General features: G+C 53.9%; 20 protein-coding genes. 11 read left to right on the top strand and 9 right to left on the bottom strand.

Annotated features, from left to right (window positions below; translation table 11 throughout):
* Both Q4526_RS02595 and Q4526_RS02590 read right to left on the bottom strand, forming a co-directional pair.
* The coding region (locus Q4526_RS02595) for a molybdopterin oxidoreductase family protein (protein WP_215975173.1) at positions 1–2,134 on the bottom strand (2,134 nt) is incomplete at its 3' end.
* A 4-nt stretch (positions 2,135–2,138) separates the two neighbouring features.
* Positions 2,139–3,404, bottom strand: coding sequence for an NAD(P)/FAD-dependent oxidoreductase (locus tag Q4526_RS02590; protein WP_303609517.1), 1,266 nt, complete (start codon positions 3,402–3,404; stop codon positions 2,139–2,141).
* A 519-nt stretch (positions 3,405–3,923) separates the two neighbouring features.
* On the opposite strand from Q4526_RS02590, the gene trmL reads away from it, so the two are divergent.
* The 5 genes from trmL (at position 3,924) to Q4526_RS02565 (ending at position 7,966) form a co-directional block, all read left to right on the top strand.
* Positions 3,924–4,397 (top strand): tRNA (uridine(34)/cytosine(34)/5-carboxymethylaminomethyluridine(34)-2'-O)-methyltransferase TrmL, encoded by a 474-nt coding sequence (gene trmL / locus Q4526_RS02585; protein WP_215975182.1) that lies wholly within the window; start codon positions 3,924–3,926, stop codon positions 4,395–4,397.
* Positions 4,398–4,451: 54 nt separating this feature from the next.
* On the top strand, positions 4,452–4,898 hold the full coding sequence (locus Q4526_RS02580) for a flavodoxin domain-containing protein (RefSeq protein ID WP_215975172.1): 447 nt from the start codon (positions 4,452–4,454) through the stop codon (positions 4,896–4,898).
* Positions 4,895–5,416, top strand: a complete 522-nt coding sequence (gene fldB, locus Q4526_RS02575; RefSeq protein ID WP_215975171.1) for a flavodoxin FldB — start codon at positions 4,895–4,897, stop codon at positions 5,414–5,416. The genes Q4526_RS02580 and fldB overlap by 4 nt, the downstream gene beginning before the upstream one ends.
* Positions 5,413–7,464 carry a bifunctional tRNA (5-methylaminomethyl-2-thiouridine)(34)-methyltransferase MnmD/FAD-dependent 5-carboxymethylaminomethyl-2-thiouridine(34) oxidoreductase MnmC gene (gene mnmC / locus Q4526_RS02570; protein WP_303609516.1) on the top strand — a complete coding sequence of 684 codons (2,052 nt, stop codon included), beginning with the start codon at positions 5,413–5,415 and terminating at the stop codon, positions 7,462–7,464. Before fldB ends, mnmC begins: the two co-directional genes overlap by 4 nt.
* A gap of 103 nt (positions 7,465–7,567) precedes the next feature.
* Positions 7,568–7,966 carry a late competence development ComFB family protein gene (locus Q4526_RS02565; RefSeq protein ID WP_215975170.1) on the top strand — a complete coding sequence of 133 codons (399 nt, stop codon included), beginning with the start codon at positions 7,568–7,570 and terminating at the stop codon, positions 7,964–7,966.
* Between the two features lie 23 nt (positions 7,967–7,989).
* Here the strand turns inward: Q4526_RS02565 and Q4526_RS02560 are convergent, their stop codons facing one another.
* Positions 7,990–8,640 carry a DUF502 domain-containing protein gene (locus Q4526_RS02560; protein ID WP_215975169.1) on the bottom strand — a complete coding sequence of 217 codons (651 nt, stop codon included), beginning with the start codon at positions 8,638–8,640 and terminating at the stop codon, positions 7,990–7,992.
* A 123-nt stretch (positions 8,641–8,763) separates the two neighbouring features.
* On the opposite strand from Q4526_RS02560, the gene Q4526_RS02555 reads away from it, so the two are divergent.
* The 4 genes from Q4526_RS02555 (at position 8,764) to Q4526_RS02540 (ending at position 11,774) form a co-directional block, all read left to right on the top strand.
* Positions 8,764–9,552: a glutaminyl-peptide cyclotransferase gene (locus Q4526_RS02555; protein ID WP_303609515.1), complete on the top strand. Its 789-nt coding sequence runs from the start codon at positions 8,764–8,766 to the stop codon at positions 9,550–9,552.
* A gap of 154 nt (positions 9,553–9,706) precedes the next feature.
* Entirely contained in the window at positions 9,707–10,468 is a 762-nt protein-coding gene (fnr, locus tag Q4526_RS02550) for a fumarate/nitrate reduction transcriptional regulator Fnr (protein WP_215975167.1), read from the top strand.
* Entirely contained in the window at positions 10,461–11,036 is a 576-nt protein-coding gene (locus Q4526_RS02545; protein ID WP_215975166.1) for a DUF4202 domain-containing protein, read from the top strand. The genes fnr and Q4526_RS02545 overlap by 8 nt, the downstream gene beginning before the upstream one ends.
* A gap of 204 nt (positions 11,037–11,240) precedes the next feature.
* On the top strand, positions 11,241–11,774 hold the full coding sequence (locus tag Q4526_RS02540; RefSeq protein ID WP_215975165.1) for a hypothetical protein: 534 nt from the start codon (positions 11,241–11,243) through the stop codon (positions 11,772–11,774).
* On the opposite strand, the gene Q4526_RS02535 is transcribed toward Q4526_RS02540, so the two are convergent.
* The 6 genes from Q4526_RS02535 to Q4526_RS02510 form a co-directional block, all read right to left on the bottom strand.
* On the bottom strand, positions 11,764–12,129 hold the full coding sequence (locus tag Q4526_RS02535) for a hypothetical protein (RefSeq protein ID WP_215975164.1): 366 nt from the start codon (positions 12,127–12,129) through the stop codon (positions 11,764–11,766). The two genes, Q4526_RS02540 and Q4526_RS02535, sit on opposite strands and share 11 nt — an antisense overlap.
* 138 nt (positions 12,130–12,267) lie before the next feature.
* Entirely contained in the window at positions 12,268–13,215 is a 948-nt protein-coding gene (locus tag Q4526_RS02530) for a rhodanese-related sulfurtransferase (protein ID WP_215975163.1), read from the bottom strand.
* Positions 13,216–13,357: 142 nt separating this feature from the next.
* Complete coding sequence (locus Q4526_RS02525; protein WP_215975162.1) at positions 13,358–13,669, bottom strand: BolA family transcriptional regulator; 312 nt, start codon at positions 13,667–13,669, stop codon at positions 13,358–13,360.
* Positions 13,670–13,727: 58 nt separating this feature from the next.
* Positions 13,728–16,856 carry an efflux RND transporter permease subunit gene (locus Q4526_RS02520; protein WP_215975161.1) on the bottom strand — a complete coding sequence of 1,043 codons (3,129 nt, stop codon included), beginning with the start codon at positions 16,854–16,856 and terminating at the stop codon, positions 13,728–13,730.
* Positions 16,849–17,955 carry an efflux RND transporter periplasmic adaptor subunit gene (locus Q4526_RS02515; protein ID WP_215975160.1) on the bottom strand — a complete coding sequence of 369 codons (1,107 nt, stop codon included), beginning with the start codon at positions 17,953–17,955 and terminating at the stop codon, positions 16,849–16,851. The genes Q4526_RS02520 and Q4526_RS02515 overlap by 8 nt, the downstream gene beginning before the upstream one ends.
* Before the next feature lie 213 nt (positions 17,956–18,168).
* Positions 18,169–18,537: a diacylglycerol kinase gene (locus Q4526_RS02510; RefSeq protein WP_215975159.1), complete on the bottom strand. Its 369-nt coding sequence runs from the start codon at positions 18,535–18,537 to the stop codon at positions 18,169–18,171.
* A 97-nt stretch (positions 18,538–18,634) separates the two neighbouring features.
* Here Q4526_RS02510 and Q4526_RS02505 point away from each other — a divergent pair, with 97 nt between their 5' ends.
* Together Q4526_RS02505 and Q4526_RS02500 are read left to right on the top strand one after the other, a co-directional pair.
* Positions 18,635–19,168 (top strand): phosphatase PAP2 family protein, encoded by a 534-nt coding sequence (locus Q4526_RS02505; RefSeq protein ID WP_215975158.1) that lies wholly within the window; start codon positions 18,635–18,637, stop codon positions 19,166–19,168.
* Complete coding sequence (locus tag Q4526_RS02500) at positions 19,168–20,238, top strand: MJ1255/VC2487 family glycosyltransferase (protein ID WP_215975157.1); 1,071 nt, start codon at positions 19,168–19,170, stop codon at positions 20,236–20,238. The genes Q4526_RS02505 and Q4526_RS02500 overlap by 1 nt, the downstream gene beginning before the upstream one ends.
* The last annotated feature ends 17 nt before the right edge of the window (positions 20,239–20,255 follow it).

The following is a 20,255-nucleotide window of genomic DNA, read 5'->3' as shown; positions in this document are numbered from 1 at the left end:
GGGTATGCTTAAATTCCGGTTGCCCACAAATAGGGTCGACAAACGGATTGACCAGAGCGTCGGCGCAACTGGCGGAGGCGTATTTGCCGTTCCAGTGCATAGGCACAAACACCTCGCCCGGGCGCTGGGTGTCTGCGGGTTTAACCCGGCCATAGAAAACACTGCCGCGATTTTTCAGCACGGCCAAATCACCGGCCACAAGTCCAAAGCGCTCGATATCGGCGGGATGAATGTCGATATAAGGTTCATCCACATGACCGAGCAATTTAGCGGCTGTGCCGGTACGCGACATGGTGTGCCACTGATCGCGTATGCGACCGGTGTTCATGATGACCTGATCCGGCGCGGGCGCTTGCACAGGCAAGCGGGCGCTAACGGGAATAAAACGCGCGCGCTGATCGGGGGTGAAGAACTTGCCATCGGCGAATAGGCGTTTGGTGCCGGTGGGTGCCGCGTCGGTTACGGGCCACTGAATGGGCGCGAGCGATTGGTAAGCCTGCTCACTGATATTGGCCATGGCGGCGATATTAAACCCGCGCCGCCCGGCGCTGGGGTTGTTATCCAGCGCCGACAGTGCCGCGTGTTCGCGAAATATCTCTACCGGGTGCCGGTAGTTAAACGCCGCCCCATAGCCGAGCTTAGCGGCAAAGCGCGCGATGATTTGCCAGTCGTGCAGTGCCTCGCCCGGGGGCGCTAAAAAACCTTTCTGTAGGGAAATACAGCGCTCGGAGTTAGTGACTGTGCCGTTTTTTTCACTCCAGGTAGACGCCGGCAAGACCACATCGGCCAGCTTGGCGGTATCGGTATTGCCAATGCAATCGCTGACCATCACTAAATCACATTGCTGCAGTGCGGCGCGCACCTTGCCCGCATCGGGCATGGTCACCGCGGGGTTGGTGGCCATAACCCATACGGCTTTGATTTTGCCCTCGGCGATAGCGTCGAACATATCCACCGCTTTTAAGCCTTCGCTTTGCGCCATGTTCGGCGCCTGCCAAAATTGCTCTACGCGCTTAACACTCTCGGCACTGTCGTAGCCCATGTGCGCGGCCAACTGATTGGCAAGACCGCCCACCTCGCGCCCGCCCATGGCATTGGGCTGGCCGGTAATGGAAAAAGGTGTGGCCCCCGGCTTGCCGATTTTGCCGGTCGCCAGGTGGCAGTTGATCAGGGCATTGCCTTTATCTACCCCGGAGGATGACTGGTTAACCCCCTGAGAAAAAACAGTGACTACCTTGTCGTGCTCGGCAAACAATCGGTACACCTGTTCGACATCGGCGGCGGGCAGCTGGCAAATATCCGCCGCCGCTTGTGTGCTCGGCACCTGTTCTGCCGCGACGGCCAAGGCGTCTTCAAAACCATTGCAGTGCGCGGTGATGTAATCGTGATGGGTGTGGCCCTGTTGATGCAAATATTGCAGCAGACCATTAAAAAAGAAGGCATCGGAGCCCGGTTTTAACGGCAGATGAATATCGGCTATTTCGCAGGTGGCCGTACGCCGTGGGTCAAGCACGATGATTTTCATCTCGGGGCGCAGCTCTTTGGCCTTAACAATGCGCTGATACACCACCGGGTGGGCGAAGGCGGTATTGGAGCCGACTAAAATCAATACATCGGTTTGCTCTAAATCTTCATAGCAACCGGGCACCGTATCGGCGCCAAAGGCGCGCTTGTGCGCCACCACAGCCGAGGCCATGCACAGGCGCGAATTGGTGTCGATATTGGCGGTGCCGATAAACCCTTTCATCAATTTATTGGCGATGTAATAGTCTTCGGTCAGCAGCTGGCCGGACAAATAAAAGGCAACCGCATCCGGCCCGTGTTCATCGATAATGGCCTGAAATTTTTGCGCGGCGTAACCCAGTGCGCTGTCCCAATCGCTGGGCTTGCCGTGCAACATGGGGGTTAATAAACGATCGGGCGAGGCCTGAGTTTCGTGCAGCGACGAGCCTTTAACACACAGCCGCCCCAGGTTGGCCGGGTGCGACTGATTGCCCGCCACGCTTACCACTTGGTTGTTTTTTACCTCGGCACTAACACCGCAGCCCACACCGCAATAACAGCAGGTGGTGTTGACCGTTTGGCTAGGTTCGGCGTCGGCGTCTGACACAATCAGTTGAGCGGATAAAGTCATAGATTTAAGCGGCTGCGGTTTGATCGGGCTCGGTGCCGTAAAAGGCGCGCCCCATTAATAAAAAAGGTGCAATATCACTGACATCGCGCTTGCTTTGCAACATGGCAAAATAGTCTTGCCCGTCGCGGGTATCGCCAAACAGTACCGCGCCGACGATGCGGTTATCGCGCAGCAAAATTTTTCGGTAGATGCCGGCATTATCATCGCAGTAAAGCAACTCGCGGTGCTCGTCAGAGGTTAGAAAATCACCGGCGGAAAATAAATTCACCCCCGAAACTTTAAGCTTGGTGGGAACGGCGCTATTTTCAAAAGGCAATTTAAGGTTATAACAAAGGCGCTCGGCCAGTGTGGTGCACTGATGCCAGATAGGCTCCACCAAGCCAAAGGTGGCCCCTTTAAACTCGACACACTCGCCGATAGCGCTAATGCTATTGTCGGAGGTGGCCATATAGGCATCGACCGCTACCCCGCGATTGCCTTTCAAGCCCGCCTGCAAGCCCAACTCTTTGTTAGGCGTAATGCCGGTGGCAATCACGCAGAGCTTACAACTGAGTGTGCGGCCAGATTTAAACTCCGCCGCTTTTAATTCGTGCGAGCCGGTAAAGCGCACCACTTCATCGCTCAAGATAAATTGGATATTTTTCGCTTCCAGCACTTTTTGCAGATAGCCCGCGGCGGTTTTATCCAGCTGGCGGTTGAGCAGCCATCCAGAGCGGTGTACCAGGGTTACCCGTAAGCCTTTCAATGCCAAACCGTAGGCGGCCTCTAGCCCGAGCAGCCCGCCGCCAATGACCAGGGCATCGGTATCGGTTGGGCGGGCATCGCGATCGTGAAAGCGCGCCACATTGAGCAGGCGATCCACATCGCGCAAGGTACGAAAGCTGTAGATTTTTTCCAGCGCTTGATTTTCGGCGGGAATTTTAGCCGGGCGCGACCCCACCGCCAGCACTAAGTGATCGTAGCGCAGGCGATTACCCTCGGTGGTGAGTACACACTTTTGCTCGCGCTCAATCGCCTTTACCTGAACGCCACTGACAAAGCGAATACCCCGGTCGCGATACCATGCCGAGGGTTTGCCAATAATGGCGGGCACATCGGTTTCACCGGCCAGTACCGGCGAGAGCATAATACGGTTGTAACTGCCCTGGCGCTCGTCACCGATCACCGTAATATTGAAGCGCGATACATCGCGCTTGATCAGCTCGTCCAACAGGCGCCCGGTCGCCATACCGTTGCCTACAATCACAAGGCTTTGCTTCTTTTCAGTCAAAATGCCACCTTTTGGTGCTAAAAGAATTCACCGCCCTGCCCCATGCACCGAATTTCACAAATCACCCGAACACTAGATCGTCACTTTCCGTGCAATATATAGCGGCAACGCACAAAAGCGGCGCACACTTCGAGCAATATGGGGCTAGATACGGTTTTGTATAGAGAAGAGCAAAAGCCAGGCCAATACAAACCGTAGATAATGCCCCCGACAAACAGCTCGGAAGGTGATGCCCCAAAAGGAGAAGAGAGAGACCCTTTATGACTTGATACTTCCAGCTTAGATTCAACCCATAAACCGTAAACTTAATGGCTGGTGGTGCTCAAACAATGAGGCTAGAAGTGTCGGTGATATGGTGTAACTAGGTATAAGCGCATTACAGACTCACTACTGTGCCACAATAAGCATGTTCACCCCCTGAGCGCACAGATAGCGATACTCTTAAATACGCATAGATTATAATTGTCGCCAATAAGATCACCCTAGTTGAAAACCGACCCAAGAGCCAAACCAACCGCTATGTTTCATATTGTATTGTTCGAACCCGAAATTCCGCCCAACACCGGCAATATTATCCGTTTGGCCGCTAACACCGGTTGTCAGATGCACCTGATTGAGCCGCTGGGGTTTGAACTCGACGACAAGCGCCTGCGCCGGGCCGGGCTGGACTACGGCGAGTGGCGCGACTTAAAAACCTACGCCGACTGGCCCACCTTTCTTGCCGAGGCCAAGCCCGAACGAATTTTTGCTCTCAGCACCAAGGGCAAGCCCCGCCCCAGCGATACCGAGTTTCAAGCGGGTGATTACCTGTTGTTTGGCCCCGAAACCCGAGGGCTACCGGCGGATGTACGGGAGTCTTTGCCGCCCGAGCAAGTATTGCGCATCCCCATGCTGGCGGACAGTCGCAGTATGAATTTATCCAATGCGGTGTCGGTGATTGTCTACGAAGCCTGGCGCCAATTGGATTTTGCCGGCGCAGCGCCGCCCGCTTAACCTTAGCGACTAAAAGCTTTATCATGCAGCCCTTTTGGGCGAGAGGTATTTTATATGGCACGCATACAAATCATGGTGGGCTCAGAAATGGGCACTGCTGAGTCCGTCGCCGCCACCGCCAAAGACCTGATCGACGATGCCGGTCATACTGCGATGGTCAATCCTCTGCCCGAGGCGGCGGATATCACTGACAACCCGCAGGACATTATTTTAATTTGCACCTCCAACACCGGGGCCGGTGATTTACCCGGCAATATTCAGCCTTTATATCTGGAGCTAACTCGCGACTTCCCGTCGATTGCCGGGCGGCGCTACGGTGTGATTAACCTGGGTGATAGCAGTTACGCCACCTTCGCCGAGGCCGGGCGCGCCATCGACGAGGCCATGGGCGATATTGGCGCTGAGCGCGTCGGCGAGCCACTGGTACTGGACGCCAGCAGCGGCGATGATCCACACGAACGAGTAGCCGCTTGGCTGCCTGAGTGGTTGGAGTTGCTGTGAGTAAAGCACCGATTGCCCTGTTTTACGGTAGCTCCACCTGCTATACCGAAATGGCGGGGGACAAAATTCGCCAAACCCTGGGGGAGCATCTGGTCGATGTGTACAACATCGCCGAGACCCCTATTATTGAAGCGCAATTCTACGGCTGCATTATTTTGGGTATCCCCACCTGGGACTACGGCGAGCTGCAAGAGGATTGGGACGAAATCTGGGACGATATCGACGATATTGACTGGCAGGGCAAAAAAGTCGCCCTCTATGGGCTGGGCGATCAAATTGGCTACCCGGAGTGGTTTCTCGATGCCATGGGCTACTTGCACACCAAAGTTGCCAAGCTTGGCGCCACCCCCTGCGGTTACTGGCCCAATGAAGGTTATGAGTTCGAGGCGTCCAAGGCGCTGATCAATAACGATACTCAGTTTGTCGGCCTGGCGCTGGATGACGAAAACGAGTTTGACTTGTCTGAGCAGCGCATCCAGAGCTGGTGCGAGCAAATCACCCGCGAATTTGGCCTGTGATTGAAAACACCAGTGACAGCCCTCAGGCACCCGCTTTTGCCCACATTGAGTGGGGCGAGGACGGTCAGCCCACCTCCTCCCATTTCGGTGATGTGTACTTCTCCCGCCACAATGGTCTGGCCGAAACCCGCCATGTGTTCTTAGCCAGCAACCAACTGACCGAGCGCTTTGTCCAGCTCGGCCAATACACAGCGCCCAAGCATTTTACGATCGCCGAAACGGGGTTTGGCACCGGCCTAAACTTTTTGGCCGCTTGGCAGCTGTGGTTGGAACAGGCGCCGGATGATGCCCAGCTGCACTTTATCAGTGTGGAGAAATTTCCTGTCAATCGTCGCGATCTTACCCGCGCACTGGCGTTGTGGCCGGAGCTTGCCAGCCTAAGCCAACAACTGCTGGCGGCCTACCCCAGCCACTTAGGCCCCGGCATTCACCGGCTGCATTTTGCGGGGCGAGTCAACCTGACCTTAATCATCAACGATGCCGCTACCGGCTTTTCCCAACTATTACCGAGCATCGATACCGCCTACAGTCGGCCAGATTTTCGCGTAGACGCCTGGTTTCTCGATGGCTTTGCTCCGAGCAAAAACCCGCAAATGTGGTCGGATGAGCTGTTTGCCGCCATTGCCCAATTGTCCGGCCCAAAGACCACAGCGGCCACCTTCAGCGCTGCCGGCATCGTCAAACGCGGGCTACAAGCGGCCGGCTTTCGCATTAATAAAACGCCGGGCTTTGGCCGCAAACGCGAGATGATTCAGGCCGTCTGGCAGCAAGCTCCGACAAACGTGACGCCCGGCAAAGGCGAAGGTGCGGTCGGCGTGGTGCAGCGGGCCACTCATCCGGCAGGGGTAAAAACAGCGCTGGTGATTGGCGCGGGGCTGGCCGGTTGCCATACCGCGCGGGCACTGGCCGAGCGCGGCTGGGAAGTCTTGGTGATTGAACGCCGTCATGACATCGCCCAAGAAGGCTCGGGCAATCCCCAAGGGCTACTCTACGCTAAACTCAGCCACCGCGATGAAACCCTGCCGCGCTGGAATTTAACAGCACTTAATTACGCTCAACAATACTACCGGCCCTACTGGCAAAAGGCCGCTAACGGCCAGCGCTCGGGGTTGATTCAGTTAGCCGATACCGAGCGCAAAAGCCAGGCACTGACCCAAACGGCAGCCGCACTGGGGCAGAGTGAACTGTGCCGTCTGGTCAGTGCCACCGAGGCGACTGAACTGGCCGGTGTTGAATTATCACAAGGCGGTTTGTACTTTCCCGGATGCGGTTGGTTTAACCCGCACGCATTGTGCGAAAGTTTGCTCGACCACCCAGCCATTACTCTGCGCACAGACACACCCATAGCATCACTGGAGCGCCACGAAGAACACTGGCAGACGCTGGGTCCGACAGGTACAGAGATCGCCCAAGCCCGGGTGGTTATCATGGCGTGTGCCCACTCCGCGCAAGAGTTTAGCCAAAGTGCTCACCTGCCACTCAAACCGATTCGCGGCCAGGTCAGCTTTTTACCCGCCAGTAATCTCAGTGCCCAGCTTAAAACAGCCCTGTGTAGCCGGGGTTATATTGCCCCAAGCACACCCAGTGGGCATTGCGTCGGGGCAACGTTTAATCTTGGCCAAAGTAATCTGGCCCTAAACCAAGATGATCATATCGAGAATTTGGAGCACCTGCGGGCCATCAGCCCGGAGTTGCACCGCGAGCTTGCCCCAGCCGATAGCGCCGCGCTTGACGGACGAGCGGCCTTTCGCTGCACGACGCCCGACTACCTGCCCGTGGTAGGGCCTCTGGTTGACGCGATGGCGGCGGCAGAAAACTTTGCCGGTTTGGCTCAAAATGCGCGGCGACGACTTGATACCCCTGCTCCCTACTGGCCGGGGCTGTATATCAATTGTGGCCACGGCTCACGCGGGCTGGCCTACACGCCCTTGGCCGCCGAATTTTTAGCCAGCCTGATCAACCGTGAACCCCTACCGTTAGAGCGCGCGCTAGCTCAGGCGCTGCACCCGGCGCGCTTTTTACTGCGCCAGATCATTCGCGGCCAATAACACACAAGAGCCATTACGCTCTTACAGGCTCTAGGCGCTACTGTGCGCCCTACGGCTGATAGGTCTATACTCAAGTTTATTTGCGTTGACAGGAGAAGACCAAATGCTCGCCTCCCCCGGCCATACCGCGTTTATCAGCCAAGACGAGTTGGACACTTTTCATAATTACTACGAAAAACATGTGGTACAGGCCATTCACGAAGCCAGCGAAAGAGCCCGTGCCGGCGACCGCGATTTTATCGCCGACGTGGCCTGTGTGGCACTCAACCGCTTGCCCCCGCGCTATATTCGATTTGATGTGGATATGACTTTTTTTATGTCGCCGCAGGAGCTAGAAGAAATGGCCGATAAAGTCACCTCGGCGGTCAACGAGGCTATCGTTTATGTCACCAACAGCGAGGTCAAACAAGAAGCCCCCGAGGCTCCACCGATGGTGAAAAAGCCGGCTAAAAAAGGGCGCAGTAAAGCCGCGAGCAAAAACAAAGCGAAAAGCTCTAAGTAGATAACCGACACTCCAGCAAGCGTTTAATGCTCCTTGGGTTCAATTGTTTGGGAGCTCTTGTCTGCCACCTCTGCCATGATAATCTGCGAACCACTGCCGCAAGCAATCACCGTGCGCATGGCCGACTCCACCGTCACACCGGGCAACAGCTCAATGCAATCAGCGGGCAAATGGTAAACAAACCCGGAGGTGGGTACCGGAGCGGTAGGGACATACACGGTATAGCTGCCCTGTTCGTGCTCGGCAGTCACAATGCCCGTCACACACACGGGGCTGCTTTTGCCCATGATATAAGCACGACACACTTTACCGTTTAACAATGAAGCATTGCCCTCGCCACCGACTATTTGCGAGACCATTTCGCGAATAGTGCTGTAGCCCGGGGCGAGCTTAGAAAGCAACCCGTCCACCTTGCGGTGTAACCAGCGACCAATACCGGTTTTCACCAGCAAGCCAATAGTAAAACAAGCGGCCAATATCAGCCCCACCCCCAGCATATCTGCCACATGGCCACTGACGGTGACATAACCGGCCAGCCACGCACTGAGCGGCTCAATCGCGCTATCAATAAAACTGACAAGCCACTGCACCAATAATAGAAATATCGTAATGGGCAGCACAACGGTTAGGCCACCGAGCAAGGTTAGAGTAATAAACGAACGCAAACGAGTCATACAACTGCCTGTTCTGTCGTGGTAAAAAATATGCCGATTTTACAAACACCAAGAATCAGCAACACTGTCTTTGACAACAATAAAAGGTATTATGAACCGTCAATCGATCCAGAGGAAAGAGAATTGTTGCCAGCGTTGATTCACCGTGTCGCTTTCGCATCTCTGTGCTTATGTTTACTCAGCGCACAAGCCGTTACGCAAGCACCTTGGTTTGAATACGATTTGGTTGCAATCCAAAAGCGTGCACCGGCCTTTACCCAGGGGTTAGAGTTCTATCAGGGCGACCTTATTCACAGCAGTGGTCTGGTGGGGCAATCGTTTATCGAGCGCTTACCCCACCCCGATAATTCACAGACAGAGCCACACTGGCGCTTAGGATTATCCGCCCCGATTTTCGCCGAGGGTAGCAGTGTATTTAAAGGCAATGTGTATCTGCTGAGCTGGCGTCACAACACCGGCTGGCGGCTCAACCCTAAGACCGGACAAGTACTCGACCAATTTCGCTATCAAGGTCAAGGTTGGGGCCTGACCCATAACGACACTCATCTCATTCGCTCCGATGGCAGTGAACATTTATATTTTCATCGCGCCCCCGATTTCGAACTCGATAGCACCCTGACCGTATCGCGCAATGGCCAACCGCTGCGTAAGCTCAATGAGCTGGAGTTTGCCGAGGGGTATATCTGGGCCAATATCTGGCAAACCAATACCATCGTCGCCATTGCGCCCACCACCGGCGAGGTAGTCGGCCAGTTAGACCTCAGCCGTCTAGTACCGAAAGAAGCTTACAAAGACCCTGACAATGTACTCAATGGTATTGCCTACGATGCCAGCACCGGTCATTACTGGCTTACCGGAAAGCGCTGGCAGCATTGGTACCGTATTGACATTAATTTGCCGGAGGTGATGTAGGCCGACACCTCCCATCCATAGCACCTCTGCACGCTTTAACCGCCCCTCATCTCCAGCGAGCCAACCCTCTGAGGGTTCAAACTGCTTAAACCAAGCGGCACAATCGCGTAGACTGGTAACCACTTATAGGTATTTGGCTTTAGGATCTATCCCGATGAATCAACACCAGCATAGAATCTGCACGTCTGCTCATAGCGCGGCCTATACCCATTGCAGTGATTGCCGCCTGAACAGTATTTGCCTGCCTCTAAGTTTAGAGTTTTCCGATATTGATAAGCTCGACTCTATTGTCGAGCGCGGTAAACCGCTGCAAAAAGGTGATGCTATTTATCGCCAAGGCGACTCATTTAAAGCTTTATTTGCCATTCGCTCGGGCGCCATTAAAACCTTTAGCACCAACACCGATGGCGAGCAACACATCACCGGACTTTACCTTCCCGGTGAGGTCGTCGGACTCGATGGTCCGGCTGATAACCAGCATGTTAATTCGGCCATTGCCTTGCAAACCACCTCTGTTTGCGCCATTCCCTATCAACGGCTTGAAGCCCTAAGTCGACAGGTGCCCGGTCTACAACGCAACCTATTGCAGCTTTTAAGTCGAGAAATCAATGCCGATCAGAAACAACGCAACCTGCTTGGCCGTACCTCGGCCGAGGTGCGCGTAGCCTCATTATTATTGAGCATTTCGGCCCGCCTCGCCCGGCACAATTTATCGGCGGTAGCGTTTACTCTGCCCATGTCGCGCAGTGATATGGCCAATTTTTTAGGGCTCACACTGGAAACGGTCAGCCGCGTTTTCGGGCGTTTACAAAAGCTCAAGATCCTCAGCACTAACCGCAAAGACCTTGTGATTAATGACCTAGAGCAGCTTCAGGCCCTAACCCACAAAAGCTGTAAGGATAATTTTGATGATTAAGCCACTGCACGACCTGCTCAACACGATTGACGATATTAATCGCCAAGACCCCAATCAAGAGCCGGATGGTAGTCCTAAAGAGCTGGTTTACGGCCAGCGTATGAGCCGCGAGCTGTCCGAATTTGCCCCCGATGCCGACGAGCTATTGCAAATAGCCGCCCGAGCCCAACACATTGAACGCTGGGTAATTGCTCGCAGTGACTACCCAATGGATCGTGCCGGCTATAAAAAATGGCGTACCGAACTCGGTGTGCATCACGCCCAGCGAACCGCCGATTTAATGCACAATCATGGCTACAGCGCAGCCGACTGCCAGAGTGTTGCCGATATGCTGCAAAAGAAACGCTTAAAGAGCGACCCACAGGTGCAGACGCTGGAGGATGTGATTTGCTTGGTGTTTATTCGCTATTACCTGGAAGACTTTGCCCGCAAACACGACGAGCCGAAGCTGATCAGTATTATCCAAAAAACCTGGAATAAAATGTCGGCCGATGGACACGCTGCAGCACTTAAGATTCCACTGCCGGACTCGGTCTCTGCATTGGTCGGCAAAGCGCTTGGCGCATAAATAAACACTTTTCAAGTTTGATCTGGGGTTGTGCTGCCCAGCCAGCCCCAATTTATAAAACTCTATCGCATTAATTTTTGAACAATTGAATCAATTTCGAATAAGAACGCCTTAGTTTATGTAATTACTTGACCTTAAGAGCAAACTCCTTTATACCAAAAGTGTGACTTAGATAACAAAAACGACAACTAAGGGTATTCGATTATGAAACACCTACCGGTTAAAGCCTTCCTATTGCTTTTAGCGGTGTTCAGTGGTTCCGCACTGGCCTGTGATGAGGCCTGTAAAAAAGCTCAAGCCGAAACAGAACACGGCGTCAATTTTGCGGGCTACCTTGACTCAGAATTTTGCCGCACCACCCGCTCAGACTTTCTGCTGCAAGATTATCGTAGCCTAGAGAAGTACCGCACCTCGCAATTGCCGGGCGGCCATAAGGGCGGCATGAATAATATTCGAAAAATGCTGGATCAGCGCAAAGAGTGGCTGGTGGAGTGCGATGATTACTTGCGTCTAACCGATCAGGGCCGCGTCTTTCACGACAAAACCACCACCGATAAGATTTTCGGCGCTATCGATAAAGTTTCCGAACAGCTCAATGAGCTAGTGTATAACGGTAGCAAAGAGGTGATTGTCACCAATGGTCTGGATATCGCGCAGCAAGATTTCGATCAAATGATGCAGCAGCTTGAGCAACATCGCACCGTTCTACAATTGCGCGGCCAGCTGGTTAATCGCTAGAAGCAGGCTCGGACGGTTTACGACGTTTTAAAGATAATACAGCGCGCTTGGGCTTGTCGGGGTTTTCGGCAAACAAGCGCGCTTTTTCTTCCAGTGATTGAGCAGTTTTGCTTTTGACCCGAGTCGGGCTCGGGCCCGTGCTGGAGCGGTAGCCTCCACTTTGTGCGGCGCTGGCCAGTGCCTCCATGCCACAGCGCAACAACCGGGCCTGGTCGACAAAACTTAAAGATTTAGGGAAGTTGTTCGGATCAACGGAGGATGGGTTAGCGGGGTCGCCTTCTACCCGAATAATCAAGCCACACTCATGGCGAGCTTCTCCAGCGTTAATATCCACCTGCCACTGTTCAAAATCCATTCACTTTACCTTTACGTAGTCCCCTCAAGGACACCTTCAGTCACTGTTAGTGAGTCACAAGCTCGTGCCAAACGGCGTTGTTGCAGACAATTATAACCCGAGATTACCACGTAAAGATGACAAATTTACGACGTGATCTCAGGAGCGACTGGCTTGTTTGCTCTGACGAGCCGGCGGTTCGGCCCCGAGATGAGCTTCGTTGCGAGCCTTGGCCAGTTCAATTTGTTTTTGTCGCTCGGCAAAACGTGTCTTTTGCTCATCGGTGAGCTTGTCGTAACAACGCGGGCAACACACACCTTTCATGTAGTGTTCAGAGCGTTTTTCATCTTCCGTAATGGGGTGGCGACAACCAAAACACTGGTCGTACTGGCCGCGCTGTAGATCGTGGTCCACAGCGACACGGTTATCAAACACAAAACACTCACCCTGCCACAGGCTTTGCTCGGCGGGAATTTCTTCTAGGTATTTTAAAATGCCGCCCTCTAAGTGGTACACCTCATCGAAGCCCTGCTCTTTCATGTAGGCCGATGCCTTCTCGCAACGAATACCACCGGTGCAAAACATCGCGACTTTTTTGTGCTCGCTGGGATCGAGATTATCTTTGACGTAAGCGGGAAACTCGCGAAAGGTTTCGGTCTCAGGATCAACCGCATTGGCAAAGGTACCAATGGCGCACTCATATTGGTTGCGCGTATCCACCACCAATACGTCCGGATCACTGATCAACTCATTCCACTGCTGCGGTTTTACATAGGTGCCCACAATCTGTTTCGGGTCTATGCCCTCAACACCCATGGTCACAATCTCTTTTTTGAGTTTTACCTTCATGCGATAGAAAGGTTTCTCCTGATAGAGCGACTCTTTGTGTTCTATATCCGCTAGGCGCTCGTCACTGTGCAAGTAGTCAAGCAGCTGATCGATGCCCTCCCGGGTTCCTGAAACCGTGCCATTAATGCCTTCTGCCGCCAGCAGCAAGGTGCCTTTGATACCAAAACGATCACACGCGGCAAGCAGAGGCTCACGCATTGCTTGGTAATCAGGTAGTTCAACAAATTTGTACATGGCGGCGACAACAATTTGGCTCATAGTCGTTTTCAGTCTTCCGATTGGTCAGTCTTTACCGTTGTAAACGGCGAGGGGGCGGGATTATAGCGGGTTGTTTTTTATACAGCCAGTATTTTTCAGCGAGAGTTGATTTCGCTCAACTCGCGCTAAAAAAACTGTTTAATTACTTGCCTCCGCCGCCTAAGCAATTAGGGGAATCTGGCACCTGGGCGTTTTGCCACTCCTCGGGGGTGAATGTATGCAGGGCTAACGCATGCACCGGCCCGGCCATTTGCTCGGCCAGCACGGCGTAGACCGCCTGATGCCTTTGCACAGGCCTTTTGCCCGCGAACGCTTCGCTCACCAGGGTGATTTTAAAGTGTGTTTCTGAGTTGGGCGGCACACTGTGCATATGGCTTTCGTTTTCCACCTGCAATACAGCTGGGGCAAAATGCTGCTGTAAATCAGCTTCAATTTGAGTTTGAACAGGTTTCATATCGCTCCTGATAACCACTTGTGACGATTAAATTAGCCCCATTATACCACCGGACGCCTTAGCCCTCATGACGATCCGGAATACCTTGGGCTTGCTCGAGCTCGGCCGCCAGGCGCCCGCCCTCCTCGGCTCGGGGGTTGGTCCAGCGCGCCACCAAGGTGTAAACCACAGGCGTTAGATACAGAGTAAAGACCGCGGCTAAACCCAAACCGCCAAAAATAACCCAACCGATCGAGTTGCGCGCCTCGGAGCCCGGACCCGCACTTAAAATCAAAGGCAGTGCGCCAAATACAGTCGACATCATGGTCATAAAAATAGGCCGCAGACGCACTTGGGCCGCATGGCGCACCGCCTCGATCACACTGTACCCGCGGTCGCGCAGCTGATCGGCAAATTCCACCAGCAAGATACCATTCTTGGCCATCAAACCAATTAACATCACCAACCCAATTTGCGAGTAGACGTTAATGCTGGTGCCGGTCAACAACAGAGCAAATATCGCCGCGGCTACGCCAAAAGGCACTGTGAGCATAACGATGAGCGCGCTGCTAAAGCTTTCGAATTGAGCGCAGAGCACCAAAAACACCACCAGCAATGCAATGATGTAAGTGATGGCGACCTCTTTTGAGGTTTCATCCAGAGTCTCGGCCTCACCCAAAAAGATCAAACCAATGCCCGGCGGCAGCTCTGTATCAGCCAACTGGCGCAAATCGTCCACCGCCGAAGCCAAGGCATAGCCCGGCGCCACATCCATCTCAATTTCGATCGCCCGGCGCTGCTTATGCCGATCCAGCTCGGCCGCCACAGCCTCTTCGGTAATGGTCACCACCGACGACAGTGGCAGCAAGCGCCCATCTTCGGTGCTGACGTATAAATTAACCAAATCCCCGGGGTCGTTAATTTGATCACCGGAGGACTCCAAAATAATCGGAATAGCCTCATCCCCCACCGACAAATCCACCAAATCGTACCCGTCCACCATGGCGCGCAAAGTCGTCGAGATATTAGTCAGAGGAATGCCCAGTTCCGAGGCTCTGCGCCGGTCAATGGTCACTGCCAATTGGGGCTGGGTGGGCTGAAAATTAATATCCGGGTCCGACAGTTGGGGCAGACGCTCGCCGATGACCTCGACAAATTGCTCGGCGGCGGCAAAAATTTTGTCGTAATCACTGCCCACCAACGCGATTTCAATACCGCCGCCACCGCCGCCAATACCAAGGCTGTTGGTGCTGCGAACCCGTACAAATGCCCCGGGTATTTCACGCATTGGGGCCTCGAGTTGGGCCATCATTTCCTGCTGGGTGCGATCGCGCTGATCCCAATCGGCCAGAGGCAAAATCACGCGGCCGCGGTTGGGGTCGTAGCGCCCGACAATCGAAAATAAATGCGCAGCTTCGCCCGAATCCAGCAGGGGTTGTACCCGCTGCTCCATGGCATTGACCTGGCGCTCGGTGTACTCCAGTCCGGTACCATCGGGGCCGGTGGCATCGACATAGATAACGCCGCGATCTTCCTCGGGCAACAACTCCTGAGGCACATTGTGATAAACCAGTACAGCGCCCACAATCGCGCTCATGGCCACCACTACAACCCAAATACCAAGACCCAGTGCTCGGTCTAGCGAGCGGGTGTAGCCGGCCGACAAACGGTTACCAACCGCTTTTAACTTATCCCGCACCGGGTGTGGCTCATTGTTCGACTCAGGCACAATACGGGCGGCCATAGCCGGAACCAGCGATAAAGCCACAAAGGATGAGATTGCCACGGCAAAGGCCAGTACAAAACCAAACTCGCGAAACAGTCGCCCCGCCGTACTGGGCAACATCGCCACCGGCACAAACACCGAAATAAGCACTGCGGTGGTGGCAATCACGGCAAAGAAAACCTGCCGCGTGCCCAGCACCGCGGCCGCCCTGGCTCCCAGGCCCTGATTGCGCCGGCGCTGAATGTTCTCCAGCACCACAATGGCATCGTCCACGACTAAGCCTGTGGCCAACACCAGAGCCAATAAGGTCAAAATATTTAAAGAGAACCCCAGCGCCCAAATGGTCGCCACGGTGCCGATTAGTGCTACCGGGATGGCCACGGAAGGAATCAGTGTCACACGCAGCGAGCCGATAAACAGCCAAATGGTCAGAATAACGATGGAGATCGTCAGCGAAATACTGATCAGTACTTCGCGCATCGACCCTTTAATAAACTTGGCACTGTCTTCGGTCACCACCATTTCAAAGTCGGTGAAGCGCTCGTTGATCCGCGCCACCGCTTTGTGAATTTTTTCAGCGATATCCAAAGTGTTGGATTGCGATTGCCTCACGACCCCGAGCCCCACCACTGGCAGGCCGTTTAAGCGCACATAGGAAGAGGCATCTTCGGGGGCAAAAAACACCTGGGCCACATCCGCTAAGCGCGTATCCTCTTTAATGATTATATCGGCCATGGCCTGTTCGGTAACCACTGAGGCATCGGCGCGCACCAGTAACTCTAAATCACCCGAGCGAAAACTGCCCGAGGGAACATCGAACGGAGCCTCGCGCAAAGCGTCGGCCACATCGCTCACGGCCAGGCCAAAACTTGCCAGGCGTACGGGGTCCATCACCACCCGCAACACTTTTTGCCGCTCGCCAAAAATCACCACGTCGGCTACGCCGTCAATGGACACCAATTCGGGAATCAGATCTTGCTCTGCCCGGCGGGTCATTTGCAGTTCGTCGAGCGTCTCACTCACCAGCGCCAAATTAATTATTGGATTGGCGTTGGGATCGGCTTTAATCACGGTGAGCGATTCGATATCGGGGGGCAAATCCCGCTCCACCCGGCTGACCGCTTCGCGCACATCGGACGCGGCGGTATTGAGGTCCACCGTGGGCGAAAACTCCACGTGCAGACGCATATTATTCTCTTCACTGGACGAGCGAATATTGCGAATACCCGAAACACGGGCCACAGCACCTTCAACGATACTAGTGACTTCAGCGTCCATAGTTTCGGGGGAAGCGCCGGGATAGTTGCCGCGCACCGAAACAATCGGGCGGTCCACATCCGGCAGCTCGCGGATCTCAACGGCCATCACGGCAGCAATACCGGCAATGGCAACCAATAAATTTAACACCAACACCAAAATGGGCCGGCGAATACTCAGGCTGGCAATATCCTCTTTATGCAGGTCTTCTTGTAAATCACTCACCGCTCACCTCAGACTGATTCGACCCAACGGGAACTCCGTTAACATTCACAGTTTGAGCAATGGCAACAGGCAACCCCTCGCGCACCATTTGAATCCCCTCAAGCACGACCAGAGCCCCGGCACTCAAATCGGCATCGACCAGCACCTTGCCCGCGCGGCGTTGGACAATCGTCGCCACCTGGCGCTCGGCGACACCATTGACAATCGCCCACACAAAAGAGCCCCGCGGGCCCCATTGCAGTGATAATTCCGGCACCAAAATATAATCGTTGCCCGTTAGGTTGAGTGAAATCCGAAAGCTCATACCGGGGCGCAAGCGGTCGTTGGGGTTGTTAACCACGGCGCGAACTTTGAAAGTGCGCTCGGCCTCGCTCACCCGGCTATCGATAGCCACAACTTTCCCTGCGGCCTCGACCGCATCCTTGCGCCAGGTGGCAAGCTCTAACGGCTGCCCAACTTCGATTTGATTAAGCAACAACTCGGGCAGTACAAAGGTCACCAACAGGCTGGAGCGATCGTCGAGAGTGGTCAGTACCGTATTAGTATCCACCCAGGCCCCGGGGTCGATATCCGTCAGCCCCACAATGCCCGTAAACGGCGCAGGAACCTGGCGGTACTCCAACTCAACGGCGGCGCGCTCTACCGCAATCTGAGCCCGGGCAACAGCACTTTGCGCATCGTCCAGGTCTGACTGAGTGACCGCTCCACTATCTTGCGACTGGCGATAGCGCTTTAACAACCGCTGGGCATCAGCCAGCTCTACCTCGGCGTTGCGCAGCGCCAGAGCTTCATTGCGGCTATCCAGTTCAAACAGCACCTCGCCCGCCGCGACCTTTTGCCCCGGCTTAACCTTCACAGCCACTACCTGACCGGCGGCTCGTGGCCGTATTGCCACCGAGCTGGCCGCTCGCGATGTACCAACCGCCTCCACCTTAACTTGCTCGGGGCTGGTTTCCACTTGCGCGGCAATCACCGGCTTGGGCTGAATACCACCGCGCCCACTGGCTTCGGGGGCTGTATCGGAACAAGCGCTTATCAACACCACACAAAAGCAGCAGAGCAAAGTGCGGTAGGTAAGAGAGATCACTGAGGCAGGCATAGCAATAATAATTATCCGTATAGTGGTTATCTCGAATGCAGAGAATTATGTCCGCAAGATGACATAGATTGTACGATGTGTTTATTCAGGCTGCACCTGTTGAGGGTAAGGAACTGTAAACTGCCAGAGCTTATATCGGCGCGGAATTTCGCAGTGAGTTGTGGCGGTTAAACCAAGCCCACAGAGATATGGGCCTGGCTGTTTGGCAAGGTGTTAGAAGAAGCGATGGCAGGCAATAATGCCCCACACCAGCGCCAACAAAATTAGGGAAAAAAGCACCACTGCCGAGCCAATATCTTTTGCCCGGCCCGATAACTCGTGCACCTCGGAGCCAGTGCGGTCCACCACGGCCTCTACCGATGAGTTAATAAGCTCAGCAATAATGACCCAAAAAACACTCGCCACCAGTAAAATAAGTTCTATATGGCTAGTAGCCAGCCACACTGCCAGAGGCAGGAGCACCGCGGCCATCCAAATCTCTTGGCGAAACGAGGCTTCGTGCTTCCAGGCGGCGTTTATCCCCTGCAGTGAATAGCCAAATGCATGCGCCACACGGGTGAACCCAGTCTTTCCTGGCTTCATTTTTCATCTCTCCATTAAATGTATGTCATATAAGCGTCATAGAGCAGTGGTATTCATTAGCCAAACAGACAAATACCACCGCAAACGGGGTGAAACTATGAATGCTTTTTTGCAAAGAGTCCACCAGATCGACACATTGGCATTCGTCTGGCTTCATGTGACTAAAGGTTTTCCATATCGCCGGACGGTACGCTGGGTATCGCGCTGCGGCGATGGCCCGCTGTACGTTGCCATCGCTTTGCTGTTAATCGCGTTTGAAGTCCCTAACAGTGTTTTGTTTTTAAAGGTGGGCCTCGTTTGCTATGCGCTGGACGTCAGTTTTTATTTGCTCATCAAAAACTCTTTTAAACGCAACCGCCCCGCGGTCAACATTGAAGCGTTTGAGAGCTGGGTAACCCCGTCAGATAAGTTTAGCTTTCCCTCGGGACATACGGCGGCGGCTTTTGTGTTTGCCTTTCTTATTAGTTATTTCTATCCGATGTTTGGTTTGCCGGCTTACATTGGCGCCTGCTTGATAGGCTCATCACGTGTTTTACTCGGTGTGCATTACCCCACTGATATTTTAGCCGGTGCAGTGCTTGGAACCTCCTGCGCAATTGTAGGCACCTATTACATCATGGGCCCCGTGTAATGAAAATTCTGTATGGCGTGCAAGGCACGGGCAATGGTCATCTGACCCGAGCCCGATCTATGGCAAAGGCGTTTGCCAAACTCGATGTTAAAGTCGACTGGGTATTTTCCGGACGCAACCGCGAAGACTTTTTTGATATGCAACCCTTTGGCGATTTTCGTTGCTATCGCGGCATGACACTGCAAACAAAAAAGGGCAAGGTCAATATGCCCAAAACAATTTTAAAAAGTAACCTCCGGCAATTGCGTCAAGATGTTCGTGCACTTAACGCCAGTGATTATGATTTAGTCGTCAGCGATTTCGAGCCTGTCACCGCTTGGGCTGCACGTATGCACGGGGTTCGCTCTATCGGTGTATCGCATCAATGCGCCTTTCTCTACCCCATACCGAAAAAAGCCAGCAATTTTATTACTGATATTTTTATGCGTTGGTTTGCCCCCATCGACACCCCGGTTGGCGTGCACTGGCACCACTTTGACCAATCGCTATTGCCACCGATTGTGGAGCCCTCCGAGCACCCCAACACAGCGCAAAAAGGCAAGATTTTGGTGTATCTACCGTTTGCCGACGTCGATGATTTTTTGCCGCTGTTGGCACCGTTTAAAGATCACGAGTTTTATGTGTATCACAAGTTTAAGCAAACAGAAGATCGCGGCCATATCCATTTACGCCCGTTTTCTCGCGAGGGCTTTCAGCAGGATTTACACTCCGCCGAGGGCGTTATGTGCAGTGCGGGCTTTGAGTTGCCCAGTGAAGCCATTACCTTGGGGAAAAAGCTGTTGGTAGAACCTGTGCGCTCGCAAATGGAACAGCAGTCGAACGCACTCGCACTGCAAGCGCTGGGGTATGCGACAACTACAGATAAAATAAGCGAACAGGTGATACGCCATTGGCTAACCTTGCCCAAGCCGGCGCCACTGCATTACCCCGATGTCGCCCAGGCAATTGCCCGCTGGATGGTAAAAGACGGGGCCAAGAACTTGCCACAGTTAAGCAATGCACTGTGGCAACAGGTCGCCATCAGCCCTCTGACAACACCAGATCTTAACCAAAGATTAAAGCAAGCGTAAATGACCGGAAAACCAAT

The organism is Gilvimarinus sp. 2_MG-2023 (assembly GCF_030547685.1).
Classification (GTDB): Bacteria; Pseudomonadota; Gammaproteobacteria; order Pseudomonadales; family Cellvibrionaceae; genus Gilvimarinus.
The sequence above is the reverse complement of the archived record's forward strand: the minus strand, read 5'-3'. Positions and strand labels throughout refer to the sequence as shown.

Excerpts from the sequence above, each read along its gene's own strand:
- trmL (WP_215975182.1), top strand. The coding sequence starts at position 3,924 with ATGTTTCATATTGTATTGTTCGAACCCGAAATTCCGCCCAACACCGGC.
- Q4526_RS02580 (WP_215975172.1), top strand. The coding sequence starts at position 4,452 with ATGGCACGCATACAAATCATGGTGGGCTCAGAAATGGGCACTGCTGAG.
- Q4526_RS02565 (WP_215975170.1), top strand. The coding sequence starts at position 7,568 with ATGCTCGCCTCCCCCGGCCATACCGCGTTTATCAGCCAAGACGAGTTG.
- Q4526_RS02560 (WP_215975169.1), bottom strand. The coding sequence starts at position 8,640 with ATGACTCGTTTGCGTTCGTTTATTACTCTAACCTTGCTCGGTGGCCTA.
- fnr (WP_215975167.1), top strand. The coding sequence starts at position 9,707 with ATGAATCAACACCAGCATAGAATCTGCACGTCTGCTCATAGCGCGGCC.
- Q4526_RS02545 (WP_215975166.1), top strand. The coding sequence starts at position 10,461 with ATGATTAAGCCACTGCACGACCTGCTCAACACGATTGACGATATTAAT.
- Q4526_RS02540 (WP_215975165.1), top strand. The coding sequence starts at position 11,241 with ATGAAACACCTACCGGTTAAAGCCTTCCTATTGCTTTTAGCGGTGTTC.
- Q4526_RS02535 (WP_215975164.1), bottom strand. The coding sequence starts at position 12,129 with ATGGATTTTGAACAGTGGCAGGTGGATATTAACGCTGGAGAAGCTCGC.
- Q4526_RS02530 (WP_215975163.1), bottom strand. The coding sequence starts at position 13,215 with ATGAGCCAAATTGTTGTCGCCGCCATGTACAAATTTGTTGAACTACCT.
- Q4526_RS02525 (WP_215975162.1), bottom strand. The coding sequence starts at position 13,669 with ATGAAACCTGTTCAAACTCAAATTGAAGCTGATTTACAGCAGCATTTT.
- Q4526_RS02515 (WP_215975160.1), bottom strand. The coding sequence starts at position 17,955 with ATGCCTGCCTCAGTGATCTCTCTTACCTACCGCACTTTGCTCTGCTGC.
- Q4526_RS02510 (WP_215975159.1), bottom strand. The coding sequence starts at position 18,537 with ATGAAGCCAGGAAAGACTGGGTTCACCCGTGTGGCGCATGCATTTGGC.
- Q4526_RS02505 (WP_215975158.1), top strand. The coding sequence starts at position 18,635 with ATGAATGCTTTTTTGCAAAGAGTCCACCAGATCGACACATTGGCATTC.
- Q4526_RS02500 (WP_215975157.1), top strand. The coding sequence starts at position 19,168 with ATGAAAATTCTGTATGGCGTGCAAGGCACGGGCAATGGTCATCTGACC.